Raw genomic sequence first — 16,873 nt, 5'->3', positions numbered from 1 at the left:
GCGGACCTCCGGCCGCAAGCACCACGGCTTGGGCCAGTGCTATTCGGCTGCCGCCTTCTGCGGCACCGGTTCTTCCTCGTCGTCGAACAGTGACGGCTGGTCGACCGCCTCGACCGGGCTCGGCTCGCCCCGGTGCCCCGCCCATACGCTGACGAGCCAGCCGGAAAAATGCTCCATGTAGACGTAGATGACGGGCGTGACGAACAGCGTCAGTGCCTGCGAGGCGACAAGGCCGCCGACCACCGCCACGCCGAGAGGCTGGCGCAATTCCGCGCTGGCGCCGGTGCCGAGCGCGATCGGGATGGTACCCATCAGCGCGGCAAGCGTAGTCATCATGATCGGCCGGAAGCGCATCAGGCAGGCCTTGTGGATGGATTCGACAGGCGACATCCCCTCGCGCCTGAGTTCCAGCGCCACGTCGATCATCATGATGCCGTTCTTCTTGACGATGCCGATCAGCATCAGGATGCCGATCACCGCGATCACCGACAGATCCATCCCCGCCAGCCGCAACGCCACCAGCGCGCCGAGCACCGCCGATGGAAGCCCGGTCAGGATGGTGAGCGGATGGATGAAGCTCTCATAGAGCATGCCGAGCACGATATAGATGGTCAGGATCGCGCCGCCGATCAGCAGCCCCTGGTTGGAAAGCGAATCCTGGAACGTCTTCGCCGTGCCCGAGAAGGCGGTCGAGATCGTCGGCGGCATGCCGATCTTGTCCTTCAGCGCGTTGATGTGGCTCACGCTGTCGCCGAGGGCCACGCCCTGCGGCAGATTGTAGGAGATGGTCACAGCCGGAAGCTGGCCGAGCTGGTTGACGGTCAAAGCACCGGCGGTCCGATCGACGCGAGCGAACGCACCGAGCGGCACCAGGCTGCCGCTCGCCGTTCTCACCTTGATGGCCAGCATCCGCTCGGGCGACCACTCGATCTTCGGGTCGAGCTCCATGATCACGTCGTAGCTGTCGGCCGAGCCGAAGATGGTCGACACCTGCTGGGTGCCGAAACCGCCATAGAGACTGGAGCGCAGCGTGTCGGTATCGACGCCGAGGTTCGCCGCCTTGTCGCGGTCGATCACCAGCGTCGCCTGTAGCGCGTTGTTCTGCAGGTCATTGGTCACGTCGGTGAAGGCGGCATGATCGGCGGCCATTGCGTCCGTCAGCCTTTGCGCCCAGACGTTCGTCAGGCCGGTATCGAGGCCCTGCACGGCAAGCTGGTAGGCACTCGCCGAAGAACGCGCGCCGAGCCGCAGGTTCTGCACCGGCTGCATGTAGGTTTCGATGCCGGGCACATTGGCAAGCTGGCGCCGCAGATCCGAAAGCACCTTGTCGATGTTGGGGCGCTGGTCCTTGTCCTTCAGCTGCACAAAGAGCTGGCCCTGGTTGAGCGCATTGTTTCCGCTGCCCGCCGACCAGCCGACATGCGCGACATAGGGCGAATGGGTGAAGACATCAGCCACTTGCCCCTGCAGCTTCACCATGGCGTCGAACGAAATGTCCTGGCGCGCGATGGTCGTCACCGAGACCTGGCCGATATCCTCCTGCGGGAAGAAGCCCTTCGGCGATATCTGGATCAGCCACACCGACAGCCCGGCGGTTACCAGGAAGACAAGGAAAACCAGGAAATTGTGGCGCAGGCAGAATGTCAGCAGCCGGTCATAGCCCCGCATGAAGACGTTTTGTCTATGGCCTTCACCGTGCGCTGCTTTCTGCTCGGCTTTCGATAACGACAATAGCCGCGAGCACAGCATCGGCGTCAGCGTCAGCGAGACGAACATCGATGCCAGGATGGCGACCGTCACCACCACCGCGAACTCGTTGAAGATGCGCCCGATCACGCCGCCCATCAAAAGCACGGGAATGAACACGGCGACCAGCGAGATCGAGATCGAGATGATGGTGAAGCCGATTTCGCGGGCGCCCTTGAGCGACGCCTCCATTGCCGAGAGCCCATCCTCCTCCATATGCCGGAAGATATTTTCCAGCATGACAATGGCGTCGTCGACGACAAGGCCGACCGCCAGCGTCAGTCCCATCAGCGAGATGTTGTCGATGGAAAAGCCGAACAGGTACATCACGCCCAGAGTGGCGATGAGCGAAATCGGCACCGCCACGGCCGGGATCACCGTCGCCGTCACCCGGCGCAGGAACAGGAAGATCACCATCACCACCAGCGCGATAGTGAGCAGGAGCGTGAACTGCACGTCGTCGACCGCCTCGCGGATCGATGTCGAGCGATCGTTGAGCAACTGGATGCTCGCAGCTGCCGGCATCTGACCCTCGAAGGAAGGCAGCATCGCCTTGACGCGGTCGACGACATCGACGGTATTGGCATCCGGCTGACGCTGCACCGCCATGATGATGGCGCGGGTGCCGTCATACCAGCTTGCCGTCGTCGTGGTCTCGACCGAATCGATGACGCGGGTCACCTCGCCGAGCCGCACCGGATGGCCGTTCTTGGTGGCGATGATGATGTTGGAGAATCCCGCCGCGTTGGTCAGCTGCGTGTTCGCCGTGATGGTCAGCTGCTGTTTGTTGTTCTTGAGCACACCGAGCGGCGTGTTGCTGTTGGCCGAGGCAATGGCCGTCTGCAGCTGGTCGATCGAGATGCCGCGTGCGGCGAGCGCCGTCGGATCGATCTGGACGCGGACGGCATATTTCTGCTGGCCGTAGATCGAAACCTGCGCAACGCCGTCGATCGTCGACAGCGACGGCGAAATCACATTCTCGGCAAAGGCATCGAGATCGGTCAGCGGAATGGTGTCGCTGACCAGCGACATCAGCAGGATCGGTGCGTCGGCTGGATTGACCTTGCGATAGCTCGGCGGGCTGGTCATCTCCGGCGGCAATTGTCGTTGCGTGCGTGCGATCGCCGCCTGCACATCGGCGGCGGCTGCATCGATGTCGCGGTTGAGCACGAACTGAATGGCAATCGAGGTCGTGCCGAGCGAATTGGTCGTCGAGATCGAATCGATGCCGGCGATAGTGGCAAACTGCTTGATCAGCGGCGTTGCCACCGAGGTCGCCATGGTTTCCGGCGAGGCCCCAGGCAGCGAGGCCGAGACATTGACAACCGGAAATTCCGCGCTTGGCAGCGCCGCGACCGGCAGGAATTTGTAAGCAAATAGCCCGCCCAGAACCAAGGCGAACGACATGAGCAGCGTGGCGACGGGCCTGCGGATGCAGAATTCGGAAATCATGGCTGTGTTCCGCCCGTCCTGTCGGCCTCCGCGACCTTCGGAGTCGCCTGGTCGCCGGTACCGGTCGAGGCCTTGCCTTCGCGCACCGCCGCGCCGTTTTTCAGCTTGGTCTGGCCTTCGACGACGACACGCTCGCCGCTTTTCAATCCTTGGCTGATCGCGGTGTTGGCGCCTTCTGTCAGCGCGACCTGCACGGGCCGCATTTCAACGGTGTTGTCCGGCTTGATCACATAGACGAACGGGCCCTTCTGGCTGGGCTGGACGGCGACCGTCGGAACGGACGTCATTTGCGGCATGATGCCGGCATCGAGCACGACATTGACATATTGGCCCGGCCACAGCGAAAGATCGGTGTTGGGCACGCTGGCCCGCGTTGCGATCGTGCCGGATGCCGTGTCCACGCTGGAATCGACAAAATCCAGCGTTCCCTTGCCGATCGGCTTCGGGCCGCCGTCCTTGGTCAGCGTCACCGCGCCTTGCTGCGGCGCCGCCAGCGCCTTGTGCAGTAAGGCAAGATCGCTTTCCGGAAGATTGAAGTTCACCTGCAGCGCGTCGACCTGCGTGATCGTCACCAGCGGCGTCGACGTGCTGCTGCCGTTGCTGGTGGTGACGAGGTCGCCGACCGCGACGCTGACCGCGCCAAGCCTGCCGGAAATCGGCGCTTTGATCGTGGCAAAGCCAAGCTGGACCTCGTCCGCATCGATCGTCGCCTTATCGGCGTCGACGGTGGCCGCGGCGGATTTCTGCGCCGCGACGGCCTGATCATAGGTCTGCTGTGTTCCGGCCTGCCTGGCGACGAGATTCTTGGCGCGCTGAAGATCGGCCGTGGCGCTGGCAAGCAGCGCCTGGTCTTTTGCGAGCGTCGCCTGATCGCGTGCCAATTGGGCCTTCAATGAGCGATCGTCCAGCGAGAACAGAAGGTCGCCGGCCTTCACCATCTGTCCGTCCTTGACCGCGATTGCGACGATCTGGCTCGAGACCCGTGCGTTGATGCTGACCACGGCGGGAGAGGACACAAAGCCGATGGCATAGCGCCGGACCGGGAAATCGGCCGTCGAGGCGGTGGCGGCAACCACCGAAGTCGAACGCGCGGCATTTGCCGCTGCAGCGGGCTTGTCCGCCGCCGCCGTCGTCTGCTTCGCCGACAGCATCTGCTGAAGACCGCTCATTGCGGTGGGCGAATGATAAAGCCACGCCGCCGCGGCAACGCAGGCTGCAGCAATCACCGCAAATACGATCTTTCCGCGCATCGACAAAAGGCCTCTCGATCCGACACGCCGCTATCCGGTGGCCGCAGTCTAGCTCAACTCGCAGCCTCTTGCCGCGCTTTTGCCAGATAATAGAGGATGCCGAAGGCGAAAAAGGGCCAAAAGCCGTCATTACGAAGATTTAATGTGCAGTGCACAATAAAACGGCAGCTAACGCAGCATCGGCCACAGCGTCGCCGCAAGCATCACGCCCATGGCGATGTTGAACCATTTGAGCCGCACCGCATCAGCCAGAAAACCGCGCAGCGCCATGCCGAAACCGGCCCAAGTCGAAATGCTCGGCAGCATGACGACGGCGAAAGCGGCCGCGATCAGCACCACGGACACAAACGGGCGTTCCGGATTGGTATAGACGGCCATGGCCGTAATCGCCATCACCCAGGCCTTAGGATTGACCCACTGGAAAGCCGCAGCCTCGACGAAGCGCATCGGCTGGCCCTTCGCCTCGCCTTCGCCGCCGAGCGAGCGCGACATGGCGATCTTCCAGGCCAGATAAAGCAGGTAGAGGCCGCCGGCGATCTTCAACCCGGTATGCAGCACCGGAAAGGCCGTCAACACGGCGCCAAGCCCGAAGCCTACGGCAAGCAACAGCACGAGGAAGCCGAAGCCGATGCCGAGCATGTGTGGCACGGTCTTGACCAAGCCGAAATTCACACCCGAGGCCAAAAGCATGAAATTGTTCGGACCCGGCGTGATCGAGGTCACGAAGGCATAGACCAGCAGGGCGAAGAATGCGTCGAATGTCATGCCGTTCCCCTATTCAATGCGATCGGTGGCAAAGCGACGAGATAGAGCCAAGCTGGATGACTACATCCCTTGCGGGCCGCGGTTCATCGCCGCCACTCCGGTACGGCAGATTTCGACCAGCCCGAGCGGCTTCATGATGGCGATAAACTGATCAAGCTTGGAGCCCTTGCCGGTAATCTCGAAGATGAAATGCTCGGTGTTGGCGTCGATGACGCTGGCGCGGAATGCATCGGCGAGCCTGAGCGCCTCGACGCGGGATTCGCCGGTGCCGGCGACCTTGACCAGCGCGAGCTCCCGCTCCAATGGCCGCTCCTGTCCGAATTCCTGCGATCGCACGGTGAGATCGACGACACGATGCACCGGCACGATGCGCTCGAGCTGGTGCTTGATCTGCTCCAGCACGTGGGGCGTGCCGCGCGTCACGATGGTGATGCGCGACAGGTGCTTTTCGTGCTCGGTTTCCGAGACCGTCAGGCTCTCGATGTTGTAGCCACGTCCGGAGAACAGGCCGATGACCCGGGCAAGCACGCCCGGCTCGTTGTCGACGAGGACCGAAAGCGTGTGGTTCTCTGGTTTTTCCGTCTCCTTGGCGATGAAATAGGCGGAGCCGGTCGGTTGCAACTGTGCGTTCATGACATGAATCTCGATTTCAAACTTTTGTGCTAATCTGCTGTTTCCGCACAGCTTCCTTGAACCAGGCTACACCAGTTCCCTGCCCTTGGCGTCGATCGCGTTGGCGACAGCTTCGTCGGTCGCCTCATCAGGCAACAGCATCTCGTTATGCGCCTTGCCGGACGGGATCATCGGGAAGCAGTTGGCGAGCGTCGCCACGCGGCAATCGAACAGGACGGGCTTCTTGACCGCGATCATCTCCTTGATGGCGTCATCGAGCTCGTCCGGCTTGTCGCAGCGAATACCGTGGCCGCCATAGGCTTCGGCGAGCTTGACGAAATCCGGCATCGCCTCGGTATAGGAATGCGACAGCCGGTTGCCGTGCAGCAGCTGCTGCCATTGCCGCACCATGCCCATGTACTGGTTGTTGAGGATGAAGATCTTGATCGGCGCCTCGTGCTGTACCGCCGCGCTCATCTCCTGCATCGTCATCTGCACCGAAGCGTCGCCGGCGATATCGATGACCAGCGCATCCGGGTGCGCGATCTGCACGCCGAGCGCGGCCGGCAGGCCGTAGCCCATCGTGCCCAGCCCGCCGGAGGTCATCCAGCGGTTCGGCTTCTCGAAATGATAGTGCTGCGCCGCCCACATCTGGTGCTGGCCGACCTCGGTGGTGATGTAGGTGTCGAGGTCTTTGGTCAGCGCATAAAGCCGCTGGACGGCATATTGCGGCATGATCACCTCATGGTTCATCTTGTAGGCGAGTGAATCGCGCGCGCGCCATTTGGCGATCTGCTCCCACCACGGGTGAAGCGCCTTCTTGTCGGCCTTGGCGGTTGCCCGCCACAGTCGCACAAGATCCTCCAGCACACGGCCGACATCGCCGATGATCGGCACGTCGGTATGGACGTTCTTGTTGATCGAAGACGGGTCGATGTCGATGTGGATCTTCTTCGAATTCGGCGAAAACGCTGTCAGCCGCCCGGTGATGCGGTCGTCGAAGCGCGCGCCGATGCAGAGCATGACGTCGCAATCGTGCATCGCCATGTTCGCTTCGTAGGTGCCGTGCATGCCGAGCATGCCCATCCAGTTCTTGCCCGACGCCGGATAGGCGCCAAGGCCCATCAGCGTCGAGGTGATCGGGAAGCCGGTCAGGTCGACCAGCTCGCGCAGCAGATGGCTCGCCTCCGGGCCGGAATTGATGACGCCGCCGCCCGAATAGATGATCGGCCTCCTGGCGCCGGCCATCAGCTCGACCGCCGCCTTGATCTTCTCCAGGTCGCCCTGGACCTTCGGCTGGTAGCTGGTGCGCGGCGCCGTCTGCGGCGGGACATAGATGCCCTTGGCGAACTGAACGTCCTTAGGGATGTCGACGACGACCGGACCGGGGCGCCCTGTCGTTGCCACATGGAAGGCCTCGTGGATCGTTGCCGCGAGCTGGTTGACGTCCTTCACCAGCCAGTTGTGCTTGGTGCAGGGCCGCGTGATGCCGACCGTGTCGCACTCCTGGAACGCATCCGAGCCGATCAGCGAGGTCGGCACCTGGCCGGTCAGGCAGACCAGCGGGATCGAATCCATCAGCGCATCCTGCAATGGCGTCACCGCGTTTGTCGCGCCCGGCCCGGAGGTCACCAGCATGACGCCGGCCTTGCCGGTCGAGCGCGCATAGCCTTCCGCCGCGTGGCCAGCGCCCTGCTCGTGGCGAACGAGGATGTGCTCGACCTCGTCCTGCTGGAAGATTTCATCGTAGATTGGCAGAACCGCGCCGCCCGGATAGCCGAAAACATGCTTGACGCCATTGTCCTTCAGCGCCTGCACCACCATTTCGGCGCCAGTCATCTCGGTTCTTGGCGTTTCGCGCCGCTCATTCTGTCCACTGCTCATCGGTCTGGTCCCGTACTGTTCGCCATCGGGCGATTGCTGGTCGTTTAGTCGTGTTTCGGGCAATAAAAAAGGCCCCCGAGGGAGCCTGTGTCTTGCGCATGGGAGGTCACCGCCTGGCGGTTACACCGCCTTGCCCACGCGCTTTCCTACGAGAATGAGTGCCGTTTTCATGGTCGCGGACAATAGAATTGGTTTGATGGTGCTGTCAACGGCGAATGTGCGCGGGCAGGATCAGACTGTACCAATGCGCTTCCAGTAGATGAGGGTGCCTGTCAGCCCGCCATGCGGCTTCATCGCATAATCTGGTATTTCGCCGCCCAGCGTGAAGCCGAGCTTTTCATAGAGGCCGGAAGCCCCTTCGTCTTTTGCCGTGTCCAGCACCAACAGCGTGCGGCCTTTCTCCATGGCAACGGCTTCCGCCGCCTCCATCAGGCGGGTTGCGACGCCCTTGCCGCGATAATTGAGGCGGGTCATCAGCTTGGCGATCTCGGCCCGGTGCGGCTGGTTGGGAGGGCAGTCGAGCAGCAAGGTGACGGTGCCGACCAGAGCCTCGCCGTTCCAGGCCCCGAGCACCGCCCTTTCGCCTCTGTTGACCGCCTGAAGCGACTTGTTCCAGAAGGCTGCGGCCATCTCCGGCGCCAAGGGATGCATGAAGCTGACCGAGCCGCCGGCGGCAACCGTGCCGATCAGCAAATCGACCAGCATTTTTTTCGTTCCGGCAGTATTGCTGAGCAGGTTGATTTCTATTGAATCCATGTGGTCTCCTCTGTGTGCAACGGGAACGGCAGTGCATCGAGCGGCAGCATGGCCTGCACCGTTAGCCGAAATGACTGGTCCGCTTCCGCTTCCTGGCTCGGCGGATTTCCCCGATGCGCTCGGCGTCTTCCTCTTGCAGATGTCGCCCGCGTTCCAGCAGTTCGAGCGTGTATTCCTCATAAGTCAGGCCCAGCCGCTCGGCCTTGTCCAGCCGCATCAGCATGATCTCGCGGCTCGGCACTTTCCATGCCTGGGCATGGGCGGTCCGCCAGGCAAGAAAGATATAGGGGTCTCCCTTGCCCCAAGGCGGACCGTCGTAGTCGTCGAGCGGCGGACCGCCATTGTCGGAGCGTTTCGGACGGCGCGCCATCGTCTCAGCTCCTGGCCAATGCAACCAGATAGTCGGCGGCGTCCGGTCCCGGAGCGTGGAAGACGCAATCGGATGGCGCGCCGAGCGCCAGGCAGTCGCCGGGCTCGAGCCTGTGAACGACGTCGCCCTCGATGAATTCAAGCTGCCCGGAGATCAGCCAGATTTGTTGTCTGATGAAGGCATAGGAGGCCGCCGGGAAGCTCACCTTGGCGCCCGCCGGCAGTTGGACCCGGATCAGTTCGAGCGGCATGTCCGAAACCGGCGAAAGGTGCCGCCGCACATAACCCGTAGACGGATCGCGCCAGACCGGCTGGTCACGTTCGCGAAGCAGGCCACCGCCTTGCAACTCCGCCCTTGCGATCAAAGTGGAAAGCGTCATGCCGAACGCGGCCGCAATGCGCACAAGAAGCGCCGCCGTCGGGCTCGTCATGCCGCGCTCGATCGTGCTCAGCATGGCTTTCGAGACATCGGACTGCTCCGCCAGTTCCGCGAGAGACCAGCTGCGAGCCACCCTTTCGGCGTGTATCCTTCTGCCGATAATCGATGAGATATCGTTCGCTATATTATCCATTCATCCACTATAGCGAAATCACGCGCTCCGGCAACGGCCGTTTCGTCCAGTTTTCGCAAACCGCTTAACGTCCGCTAAACCATCCGGCCTCACCCCACCTTAACGCCGTTCGCCTAGGCTCATTGTTTGGGAAAAGGGGATCGGCCTGTCCATGCTCGTCGAACGCGAAACCTCCATTGGTGAACCGACTTTGCTGGAGCGCCGCAGGGCGGAGCAGAACGACAAGCGGATTCTGGGCAATGTCGTGCAATGCGATGGCGCGCGAGCCACCATCAGCGCCTATGCCGACGATATCGAAGGCACGGTCACCGGCCTATGGAGCGTCGGCAAGATGATCTCGATCAATCTCGGCACATCACGAACCGTCGGCCTGGTTTACGAAATCGGCAAGTCGGATCGCGCCTGGAGCAGCGAGGGCCAGAATCCGATCGAGGTCAGCATCGAATTGATCGGAGAGGTGCGCGACGGTGCCGAACCCGGCGCCAAGCCGGTGTTCGACCGTGGCATCACGACCTATCCGCATATCGGCGCCATTGCCCATCGTATCCGCAGCCGCGACCTGCAGGCCGTCTACGATCTCGCCGGGCGTCATTCGATTACCATCGGCACGCTGTCGCAGGACGAGGCCATCGACGCCAATATTGCCATCGACGATACGCTGGCGCGCCATTTCGCCATTGTCGGCACGACCGGGGTCGGCAAATCGACCGCCGTCTCGCTGCTCTTGCGCAAGTCGATCGCCGCCCGGCCCGACCTGCGCGTGCTCATCCTGGATCCACACAACGAGTTCGCCGCGTCCTTGCCCGAATATTGCTTCAGGGTCGATTCGACGACGCTCGACCTGCCTTTCTGGATGTTCAAACTCGAGGAATTCGCCGAGGTGCTGTTTCGCGGCCGCGAGACGGTGCCGGAAGAGGTCGACGCCTTGCGCGATCTCATTCCCGCGGCCAAGAACCTCTATCGCAATCCGAACACCGGCAACTACCTGCGGCGCAGCACCGACGCGCTGACCGCCGACGCGCCGGTACCCTATCGCATTGCCGACCTCATCAAGCTGGTCGACGAACGCATGGGATTGCTAGAAAGCAAGAACGATCGTCCAACCCTCAGGTCACTGAAGACACGTGTCGAATCGGCGGCATCCGATCCGCGCTACCGTTTCATGTTCAACTCGCGCCTGATCGAGGACACCATTCACGAGACGATCGGCAACATTTTCCGCGTGCCGCATCACGGCCGCCCGGTGACCTGCTTCGAAATGGCCGGTATGCCGTCCGAGGTGGTCAATTCCGTATGCTCGGTGCTGGCGCGGCTGGCGTTCGACCTGGCGTTGTGGAGCGAAGGCCGCTTGCGGCTGCTCTTCCTGTGCGAGGAAGCGCATCGCTATATGCCGGCCGATCCGCGCCTCGGTTTCGCGCCGACCCGGCACGCGCTGTCGCGCATCGCCAAGGAAGGCCGCAAATATGGCTGTTATCTCGGCGTCGTCACCCAGCGCCCGGGCGAGCTTGATCCGACCATCCTGTCGCAGTGCTCGACGTTCTTCGCCATGCGGCTCGCCAATGAGCAGGACCAGGCGATCATCCGCTCGGCGATCGCCGATTCCTCGGCTTCGACGCTGGCGTTCCTGTCTTCCATGGGGCAGCGCGAGGCCATTGCCTTCGGAGAAGGCGTGGCGACGACGATGCGGATGAAATTCGAAAAACTCTCCGAGGATTTGATCCCCGGCACGGCCAAGCGCGAGGACGCCTTGCCCTCCGAAACCGGCAACGATGTCGACCTCGTTGCGATCGTCGAACGGCTGCGCAACGTGCCTAGACCACAACAGGCAATGGCGTTCGCGGAAGTCATTGATCCGGGCCGGCAGGCCGGCGATTCCGACTATCGCAAACCGCCGGCCGTACGTACCCAGCGGGACGAGGATTTCGACTTGCGCTACGGCCTCAAGCCGGCGACCTTCGGCCTGCGTCCCCAGAACGATTGAGCCGAGCGACGTTTAGGCAGACCTCATCGGTGCGTCGGCAACCATCAAAGCTGAACTTCGATGGCTGCCTTGTCTATAACGGACCATACCTGGCGAATTTTCCCTCTCTGAAACTCATAGAATACGTTCTCGGTAAACCAAATTCTCTTCCCGCTTACATCGAGCCCAAGGAACGTTCCCCTTGGGGTGCAGTTGAAGCTTAGCCGGCTCGCTATATAAGGCGGATCGGCAACCAATAGCCGAATGTCGAAGTAAAGGTCCGGAATTTCATCGAAGTCTCTCTCCAACATTTCGAGGTACCCGGATAATCCGAGCGGCCGACCGTTGTGGATCGCTTCATCATGAACAAACTGCCCCAGATTTGGCCAATCCTGCTTGTTCAGACATGCAATATAGCCTCGGTAAAGATCGGAGAGGTCGGATTTGATCACGGCAACACCTCTATCTCCCACAAGCCTTGCAAGGCGCCGTCTCAGCCTACTTGGCGACGTCGGTCTGCGAGCGCCGGAAGCGCAGAAAACGGCACCAGACGGCCAGCATCCCGAATTTCCAGCATCACGAATTTAATGACGGGATTCAGGCGCAGACGCGGTTGCGGCCTTGCCTCTTTGCCTCATAGAGCTGGCGGTCGGCGCGGCGATAGAACTCCTCGGCGGTTTCCTTGCGGTCCCAGACGGCAAGCCCGACGCTGGTGGTGATTTTCAGTCGGACATTGCCTGTCAGCACCGACATGCTGGCGATCGCCTTGCGGATGCGCTCGGCGAATTTGGATAGCAGCTCGGCGTCCATATTGGGCGTGACCACCGCGAACTCCTCGCCGCCCAGGCGCGCCACCACGTCGTGATAGCGTGTCATGTCCTTGAGACAGTTGGCGACGGCCCGCAACACCTCGTCGCCGACATCGTGGCCGTGGCTGTCGTTGACCTGCTTGAAGTGGTCGAGATCGAGGATCATCAGCCCGACTGGTTTTTCGATGCGGCGAAACTCCTCGAGATATTCTTTCAGCGCATCGTCGAAATAGCGCCGATTCTGCATGCCGGTGAGGCTGTCGGTCAGCGCCGCATGCTCCAGCGTCTCCGAGCGCGCACTGAGTGAAACTGTCATCGCGCGCAGCTTGCCTTCTTCCGTCGCCTGCTTTCGGATCAGCGGATAGATGAAGAAAATGCCGAAGAACAGCGCAGTCGCCAGCAGCACGCCGATCGCAAACAGCAGCTTGTTGAGATAGACGATTTCATCGAGTTCCGAAGGCGTATTGCTAATGTCGGCCGCCAGGGTTTGCAGGAGTCCATAGGCGTAAAGCGTCACCAGGCCGGCGGCCAGGATCACAAAAATAAAGACGAAAAACGCTGATTCCGCCTTGTGGAAATGCATCTGCTCCCCGTTGAAAAGTTCCTATCGATCTTATGGCATGCGGGAGCTTACGGACAGTTAACCTGGACAACTTCAACGCGAAATGTCCCCTCGATGTCGACTTTTCAGGTTGCGCTCGAAGGAGGGGGTGAGATCACCCAGTTGATCCCCTCACCGGGACGCAACCTGTGCCATTCCGGACCCAATTGGTGCCTGAACCAGGTCGCCTGCCGCTTTGCATATTGCCGCGTCGCGATCTTCGCACGCTCGATAGCCTCGGGAAAACTGATGGCGCCGGCCAGCGCGGCCTGAAGCTCGCGAACACCGATTGCCTTCATCGCCGGCAGGTCGGGATCGAGGCCGAGCACTGAAAGCTGCTTCACCTCGTCCAATGCCCCCTTGTCCAGCATGCGGTCGAAGCGGGCATCGATCCGCTCCACCAGCGCCGCCCGCTCCGGCTCGATGACGAAAAAGCGCGCGCTGCTTCTGTCGATCAACGGCTGGCCACGCGCGGCCTGCCAGTCCAGGATGGAACGGCCCGACGCGTCGAGCACCTCCAGCGCCCGCACGATGCGCTGGCCATCCGTCGGCTTCAGCACCATGCCGGCCGCAGAATCCTCGCGCAACAGGATGCGGTGCAATCTCACCGCGCCCTGTTCCTGGAGCTCGTAGCGCCAGCGCTCGCGGATCGACTGCGGAATGTCGGGCATCTCCGAAATACCTTCCGTGAGTGCCCGGAAATAAAGCCCGGTGCCGCCGACGAAAATCACTTGCCGCGCCGAAAGCGTGCCGTCGTCGATCAGCTTCATGACATCACGCAACCAGGCGCCGGTGGAATAGGCGGTGGACGGATCGACGTGTCCATAAAGAAAGTGGGGGACGCGGGCGAGTTCGGCAGGACCAGGCCGCGCCGTCAGCACGTCGAGCACCGAATAGCCTTGCATGGAATCGGTGTTGACGATGACACCGCCATTGCGCTCGGCGAGGTCGAGTGCGAGTGCCGACTTGCCGCTGGCGGTCGGCCCGGCTATCAGGATCGCGTTCTTCACGCGACCTTCGCCCGCCTGTCTGCTGGAATTTTCGATGCCGCTGATCGCCACGCTTCTATCCCATCCCGCCGGCCGCGCATTGACGCCGACGCTAGCGAATATGGCCTCGCGGTTGGTCGGCGCAAGCGCTGTTCGCTGGCTGGCCGAAGGCATCGCCTGCGAGCTCGATTTGCCGGAGACCGCCGAAGCTTCCGAAATAACGGCCCGCCTGCATGCCGCGCTTGCTTCCGAACCCATCGACGTGGCCGTCCAGCCGGCTGAGAACAGGCGCAAGAAGGTCCTGATCGCCGACATGGATTCGACGATGATCGAGCAGGAATGCATCGACGAGCTTGCCGACGAGATCGGCGTCAAGGATCGCGTCGCCGCCATCACGGCGCGATCGATGAACGGTGAGATCGCATTCGAGCCGGCCTTGCGCGAGCGCGTGGCGCTGCTTAAGGGTCTCGATGCCGCAATCATCGACCGCATCATCGACAATCGCCTGACGCTTGCCTCCGGCGGTCGCACGCTCGTCCAGACAATGGCGGCCAACGGCGCCTGGACGGCGCTGATCTCCGGTGGTTTCGACATCTTCACCACCCGCATCGCAGCATTGCTCGGTTTTCACGAAAATCGCGCCAACCGGCTGATCGAGCAGGATCGCCGCTTCACCGGCTTGGTCGCCGAGCCGATCCTCGGCCGCGCCGCCAAGGCCGAAGCCCTTATCGAGATTTCCGCCCGCCTCGGCCTGACGCCTGCCGATGCCATTGCCGTGGGTGATGGCGCCAACGATCTCGACATGATCCGTCTTGCCGGCATCGGCGTCGCCTTGCACGCCAAGCCGGCCGTGGCAGCCGAGGCAAAGATCCGCATCGACCACGGCGACCTCACCGCCTTGCTTTATCTGCAGGGTTATCGCCGGAAAGAATTTATCGAATGACGCCGATCCGCACCGAGCGCCTGATCCTGCGCAACTGGGAAGATCGTGACCGCGAGCTCTTCCATCGCATCAATTCCGACGAGCGCGTCATGGAATTCTTTCCGTTTCGCCGCGACCGCGCCCAGGCTGACGCCAAGATGGAGGAGTTGCGCGCCGCTATCGATCGCAACGGCTTCGGCTTCGCGGCCGCTGAGATCACAGCCACAGGTGAATGCATCGGCTTCGTCGGCATAACCCGAACCGATCATTTGCCCTTCCTGCCGCCCGGCACGATCGAGATCGGCTGGCGGCTGGCACCCGAATTCTGGGGCCGCGGCTATGTCACCGAAGCAGCCGAAGCCTGGCTCACCTATGGCTTTGAAAGACTTGGCCTCCACGAAATCGTGTCCTTCGCCGTCAAGGATAACAGCCGGTCCACTGCCGTCATGGAGCGCCTGAACATGATCGCCGACCCGGCCTCCGACTTCGACCATCCCGGTGTTCCGGACAGCCACACCGCACTCAGGCGACATGTCTTCTACAGGCTGTCACGCACAGACTGGCAAGCAAGAAAAAGGGCGGCCCGCTAGCCGCCCTTTTTCTTTTCAAGATCAGAGTGTTACAGGCTCTTCCGGACTCAATCCATCCGGATTGTCACAAACCTCAGCTCGCCGGTCTTCGACGCCAGCATCAAAAGCGCGTTCTTGCGCCCTTGCTCCTTCAGCGCGCCGATCCGGTCCATGACGTCCTTGGGCGTGGCGACCGATTCCTGCGCGATCTCGGTGATCACCTCGCCCGGCTGGATGCCGCGTTCGGCAGCGGCTGAATCCTTGGTGACGTCGGTCACGACGACGCCGGAGACGTCGGCGGCGATGCCGAATTTCGTGCGCGTCTCGTCGTTGAGCTCGCCGATCGTCATGCCAAGCACGGCAGCCGTCGAAACGGCAGGCGCCTTGTCGGCATCGTCCTGGTCGGTGTTGCCGTTTTCACCGCCGCTGGCAAGCTTTTCGCCGTCCTCGAGTCGGCCGAGCGTCACCTTCACGGTCTGCTCGACCCCCTTGCGCACGATGATCACGTCGACCGCCTTGCCGACCGGGCTTTCCGCCACGACGCGCGGCAGGTCGCGCATTTCATGGATGTCCTTGCCGTCGAACTTGATGATGACGTCGCCGGCCTGGATGGTGCCGTTGTCGACCGGTCCGCCCTTGATGACGCCGGCAACCAGCGCGCCCTTGGCGGTCGCCATGCCCAGGCTTTCGGCAATGTCGTCGGTCACCGGCTGGATGCGCACACCGAGCCAGCCGCGCCGCGTCTCGCCGAACTGGCGAAGCTGGTCGACTACGCCCGAGGCGAGCTGCGACGGAATGGAGAAGCCGATGCCGATCGAGCCTCCCGACGGCGAGATGATTGCCGTGTTGATGCCGATGACCTCGCCGCTGCTGTTGAACAGCGGTCCACCGGAATTGCCGCGGTTGATCGCGGCATCGGTCTGGATGAAGTCGTCATACGGGCCGGAATTGATGTCGCGATTGCGCGCCGAGACGATGCCGACCGTCACCGTGCCGCCGAGACCGAACGGATTGCCGATCGCCATCACCCAGTCGCCGACACGCATCGTGTTGGAATCGCCGAACTTCACCGCTGTCAACTTGTGCCCTTTCGGATCGACCTTCAGCACCGCGACGTCGGTCTTGGTGTCGGTGCCGACCAGCGTCGCCTTGAGCGTCACCCCGTCGGAGAAATTCACCTCGATGTCGTCGGCATCGGCAATGACGTGGTTGTTGGTCACCACGATGCCCTGCTCGGCGTCGACCACAAAGCCGGAGCCCAGCGACTGCACCTTTTGCCCGCCGCCGCCCTTGTCGCCGCCACGGTTCTTGAAGAAATCGTCGAAGAAGTCCTGGAAGGGTGAGCCTTCCGGGAGCTGCGGCATCGGCACGGCGCCCGGACCCTCCGTGCCCTTCACCGTCTGCGAAGTCGAGATGTTGACCACCGCGCCGAGCAGGCCGGCGGCGAGATCGGCAACCGAGGGTGGCCCGTCGGCTGCCACTGTCGGCGTCACGAACGACGGAACGGCAACTGCGCCGACCAGAAGCGCAGCGGCCCCGGCGATGAACGTCCGCCTCGCTGCACGCAGAAGGGTGGTGGATGTCATCGAAAGGCCTCCGGGTGTTCTAAAAAAGCGC

Annotated in this window: 15 protein-coding genes; 3 read left to right on the top strand and 12 right to left on the bottom strand. The window is 62.3% G+C overall.

The window, feature by feature from the left end; genetic code table 11:
• Positions 1-39: 39 nt before the first annotated feature.
• From NKI22_RS14310 to NKI22_RS14275, 8 genes are all read right to left on the bottom strand, one after another.
• Positions 40-3,198 (bottom strand): efflux RND transporter permease subunit, encoded by a 3,159-nt coding sequence (locus tag NKI22_RS14310; RefSeq protein WP_352483007.1) that lies wholly within the window; start codon positions 3,196-3,198, stop codon positions 40-42.
• Positions 3,195-4,448, bottom strand: a complete 1,254-nt coding sequence (locus NKI22_RS14305; protein WP_352958519.1) for an efflux RND transporter periplasmic adaptor subunit — start codon at positions 4,446-4,448, stop codon at positions 3,195-3,197. The genes NKI22_RS14310 and NKI22_RS14305 overlap by 4 nt, the downstream gene beginning before the upstream one ends.
• Before the next feature lie 168 nt (positions 4,449-4,616).
• Positions 4,617-5,213, bottom strand: a complete 597-nt coding sequence (locus NKI22_RS14300; protein ID WP_023720796.1) for a LysE family translocator — start codon at positions 5,211-5,213, stop codon at positions 4,617-4,619.
• Positions 5,214-5,273: 60 nt separating this feature from the next.
• On the bottom strand, positions 5,274-5,846 hold the full coding sequence (gene ilvN, locus NKI22_RS14295) for an acetolactate synthase small subunit (protein WP_023720797.1): 573 nt from the start codon (positions 5,844-5,846) through the stop codon (positions 5,274-5,276).
• A 66-nt stretch (positions 5,847-5,912) separates the two neighbouring features.
• Positions 5,913-7,709 carry an acetolactate synthase 3 large subunit gene (locus NKI22_RS14290; protein WP_352495182.1) on the bottom strand — a complete coding sequence of 599 codons (1,797 nt, stop codon included), beginning with the start codon at positions 7,707-7,709 and terminating at the stop codon, positions 5,913-5,915.
• A 231-nt stretch (positions 7,710-7,940) separates the two neighbouring features.
• Positions 7,941-8,465: a GNAT family N-acetyltransferase gene (locus tag NKI22_RS14285; RefSeq protein WP_352814678.1), complete on the bottom strand. Its 525-nt coding sequence runs from the start codon at positions 8,463-8,465 to the stop codon at positions 7,941-7,943.
• Between the two features lie 61 nt (positions 8,466-8,526).
• Complete coding sequence (locus NKI22_RS14280; RefSeq protein WP_352547049.1) at positions 8,527-8,835, bottom strand: hypothetical protein; 309 nt, start codon at positions 8,833-8,835, stop codon at positions 8,527-8,529.
• A 4-nt stretch (positions 8,836-8,839) separates the two neighbouring features.
• Positions 8,840-9,406 carry a helix-turn-helix domain-containing protein gene (locus NKI22_RS14275; RefSeq protein ID WP_023720801.1) on the bottom strand — a complete coding sequence of 189 codons (567 nt, stop codon included), beginning with the start codon at positions 9,404-9,406 and terminating at the stop codon, positions 8,840-8,842.
• A gap of 151 nt (positions 9,407-9,557) precedes the next feature.
• Here NKI22_RS14275 and NKI22_RS14270 point away from each other — a divergent pair, with 151 nt between their 5' ends.
• Positions 9,558-11,387 carry an ATP-binding protein gene (locus NKI22_RS14270; protein ID WP_023720802.1) on the top strand — a complete coding sequence of 610 codons (1,830 nt, stop codon included), beginning with the start codon at positions 9,558-9,560 and terminating at the stop codon, positions 11,385-11,387.
• A gap of 44 nt (positions 11,388-11,431) precedes the next feature.
• Here NKI22_RS14270 and NKI22_RS14265 read toward each other — a convergent pair whose 3' ends face one another.
• The 3 genes from NKI22_RS14265 to miaA form a co-directional block, all read right to left on the bottom strand.
• Entirely contained in the window at positions 11,432-11,818 is a 387-nt protein-coding gene (locus tag NKI22_RS14265; protein WP_023720803.1) for an ester cyclase, read from the bottom strand.
• Positions 11,819-11,963: 145 nt separating this feature from the next.
• Complete coding sequence (locus tag NKI22_RS14260) at positions 11,964-12,758, bottom strand: GGDEF domain-containing protein (protein ID WP_023720804.1); 795 nt, start codon at positions 12,756-12,758, stop codon at positions 11,964-11,966.
• Between the two features lie 104 nt (positions 12,759-12,862).
• Positions 12,863-13,831: a tRNA (adenosine(37)-N6)-dimethylallyltransferase MiaA gene (gene miaA / locus NKI22_RS14255; protein WP_023720805.1), complete on the bottom strand. Its 969-nt coding sequence runs from the start codon at positions 13,829-13,831 to the stop codon at positions 12,863-12,865.
• Between miaA and serB the strand changes: the two genes are divergently transcribed.
• Together serB and NKI22_RS14245 are read left to right on the top strand one after the other, a co-directional pair.
• A complete protein-coding gene (gene serB, locus NKI22_RS14250; protein ID WP_023720883.1) occupies positions 13,821-14,708 on the top strand; it encodes a phosphoserine phosphatase SerB in 888 nt (295 codons plus the stop codon). The two genes, miaA and serB, sit on opposite strands and share 11 nt — an antisense overlap.
• Positions 14,705-15,277, top strand: coding sequence for a GNAT family N-acetyltransferase (locus NKI22_RS14245; RefSeq protein WP_023720806.1), 573 nt, complete (start codon positions 14,705-14,707; stop codon positions 15,275-15,277). The genes serB and NKI22_RS14245 overlap by 4 nt, the downstream gene beginning before the upstream one ends.
• A gap of 47 nt (positions 15,278-15,324) precedes the next feature.
• On the opposite strand, the gene NKI22_RS14240 is transcribed toward NKI22_RS14245, so the two are convergent.
• Positions 15,325-16,842, bottom strand: coding sequence for a DegQ family serine endoprotease (locus tag NKI22_RS14240; protein ID WP_023720807.1), 1,518 nt, complete (start codon positions 16,840-16,842; stop codon positions 15,325-15,327).
• Positions 16,843-16,873: the final 31 nt, after the last annotated feature.

It is taken from the genome of Mesorhizobium sp. M0778 (assembly GCF_040320105.1).
In the GTDB taxonomy this organism is placed as follows: domain Bacteria; phylum Pseudomonadota; class Alphaproteobacteria; order Rhizobiales; family Rhizobiaceae; genus Mesorhizobium.
The sequence above is the reverse complement of the archived record's forward strand: the minus strand, read 5'-3'. Positions and strand labels throughout refer to the sequence as shown.

Bases quoted from the DNA above. Each gene is read 5' to 3' on its own strand.
- NKI22_RS14310 (WP_352483007.1), bottom strand. From the start codon at position 3,198: ATGATTTCCGAATTCTGCATCCGCAGGCCCGTCGCCACGCTGCTCATG.
- NKI22_RS14305 (WP_352958519.1), bottom strand. From the start codon at position 4,448: ATGCGCGGAAAGATCGTATTTGCGGTGATTGCTGCAGCCTGCGTTGCC.
- NKI22_RS14300 (WP_023720796.1), bottom strand. From the start codon at position 5,213: ATGACATTCGACGCATTCTTCGCCCTGCTGGTCTATGCCTTCGTGACC.
- ilvN (WP_023720797.1), bottom strand. From the start codon at position 5,846: ATGAACGCACAGTTGCAACCGACCGGCTCCGCCTATTTCATCGCCAAG.
- NKI22_RS14290 (WP_352495182.1), bottom strand. From the start codon at position 7,709: ATGAGCAGTGGACAGAATGAGCGGCGCGAAACGCCAAGAACCGAGATG.
- NKI22_RS14285 (WP_352814678.1), bottom strand. From the start codon at position 8,465: ATGGATTCAATAGAAATCAACCTGCTCAGCAATACTGCCGGAACGAAA.
- NKI22_RS14280 (WP_352547049.1), bottom strand. From the start codon at position 8,835: ATGGCGCGCCGTCCGAAACGCTCCGACAATGGCGGTCCGCCGCTCGAC.
- NKI22_RS14275 (WP_023720801.1), bottom strand. From the start codon at position 9,406: ATGGATAATATAGCGAACGATATCTCATCGATTATCGGCAGAAGGATA.
- NKI22_RS14270 (WP_023720802.1), top strand. From the start codon at position 9,558: ATGCTCGTCGAACGCGAAACCTCCATTGGTGAACCGACTTTGCTGGAG.
- NKI22_RS14260 (WP_023720804.1), bottom strand. From the start codon at position 12,758: ATGCATTTCCACAAGGCGGAATCAGCGTTTTTCGTCTTTATTTTTGTG.
- serB (WP_023720883.1), top strand. From the start codon at position 13,821: ATGCCGCTGATCGCCACGCTTCTATCCCATCCCGCCGGCCGCGCATTG.
- NKI22_RS14245 (WP_023720806.1), top strand. From the start codon at position 14,705: ATGACGCCGATCCGCACCGAGCGCCTGATCCTGCGCAACTGGGAAGAT.
- NKI22_RS14240 (WP_023720807.1), bottom strand. From the start codon at position 16,842: ATGACATCCACCACCCTTCTGCGTGCAGCGAGGCGGACGTTCATCGCC.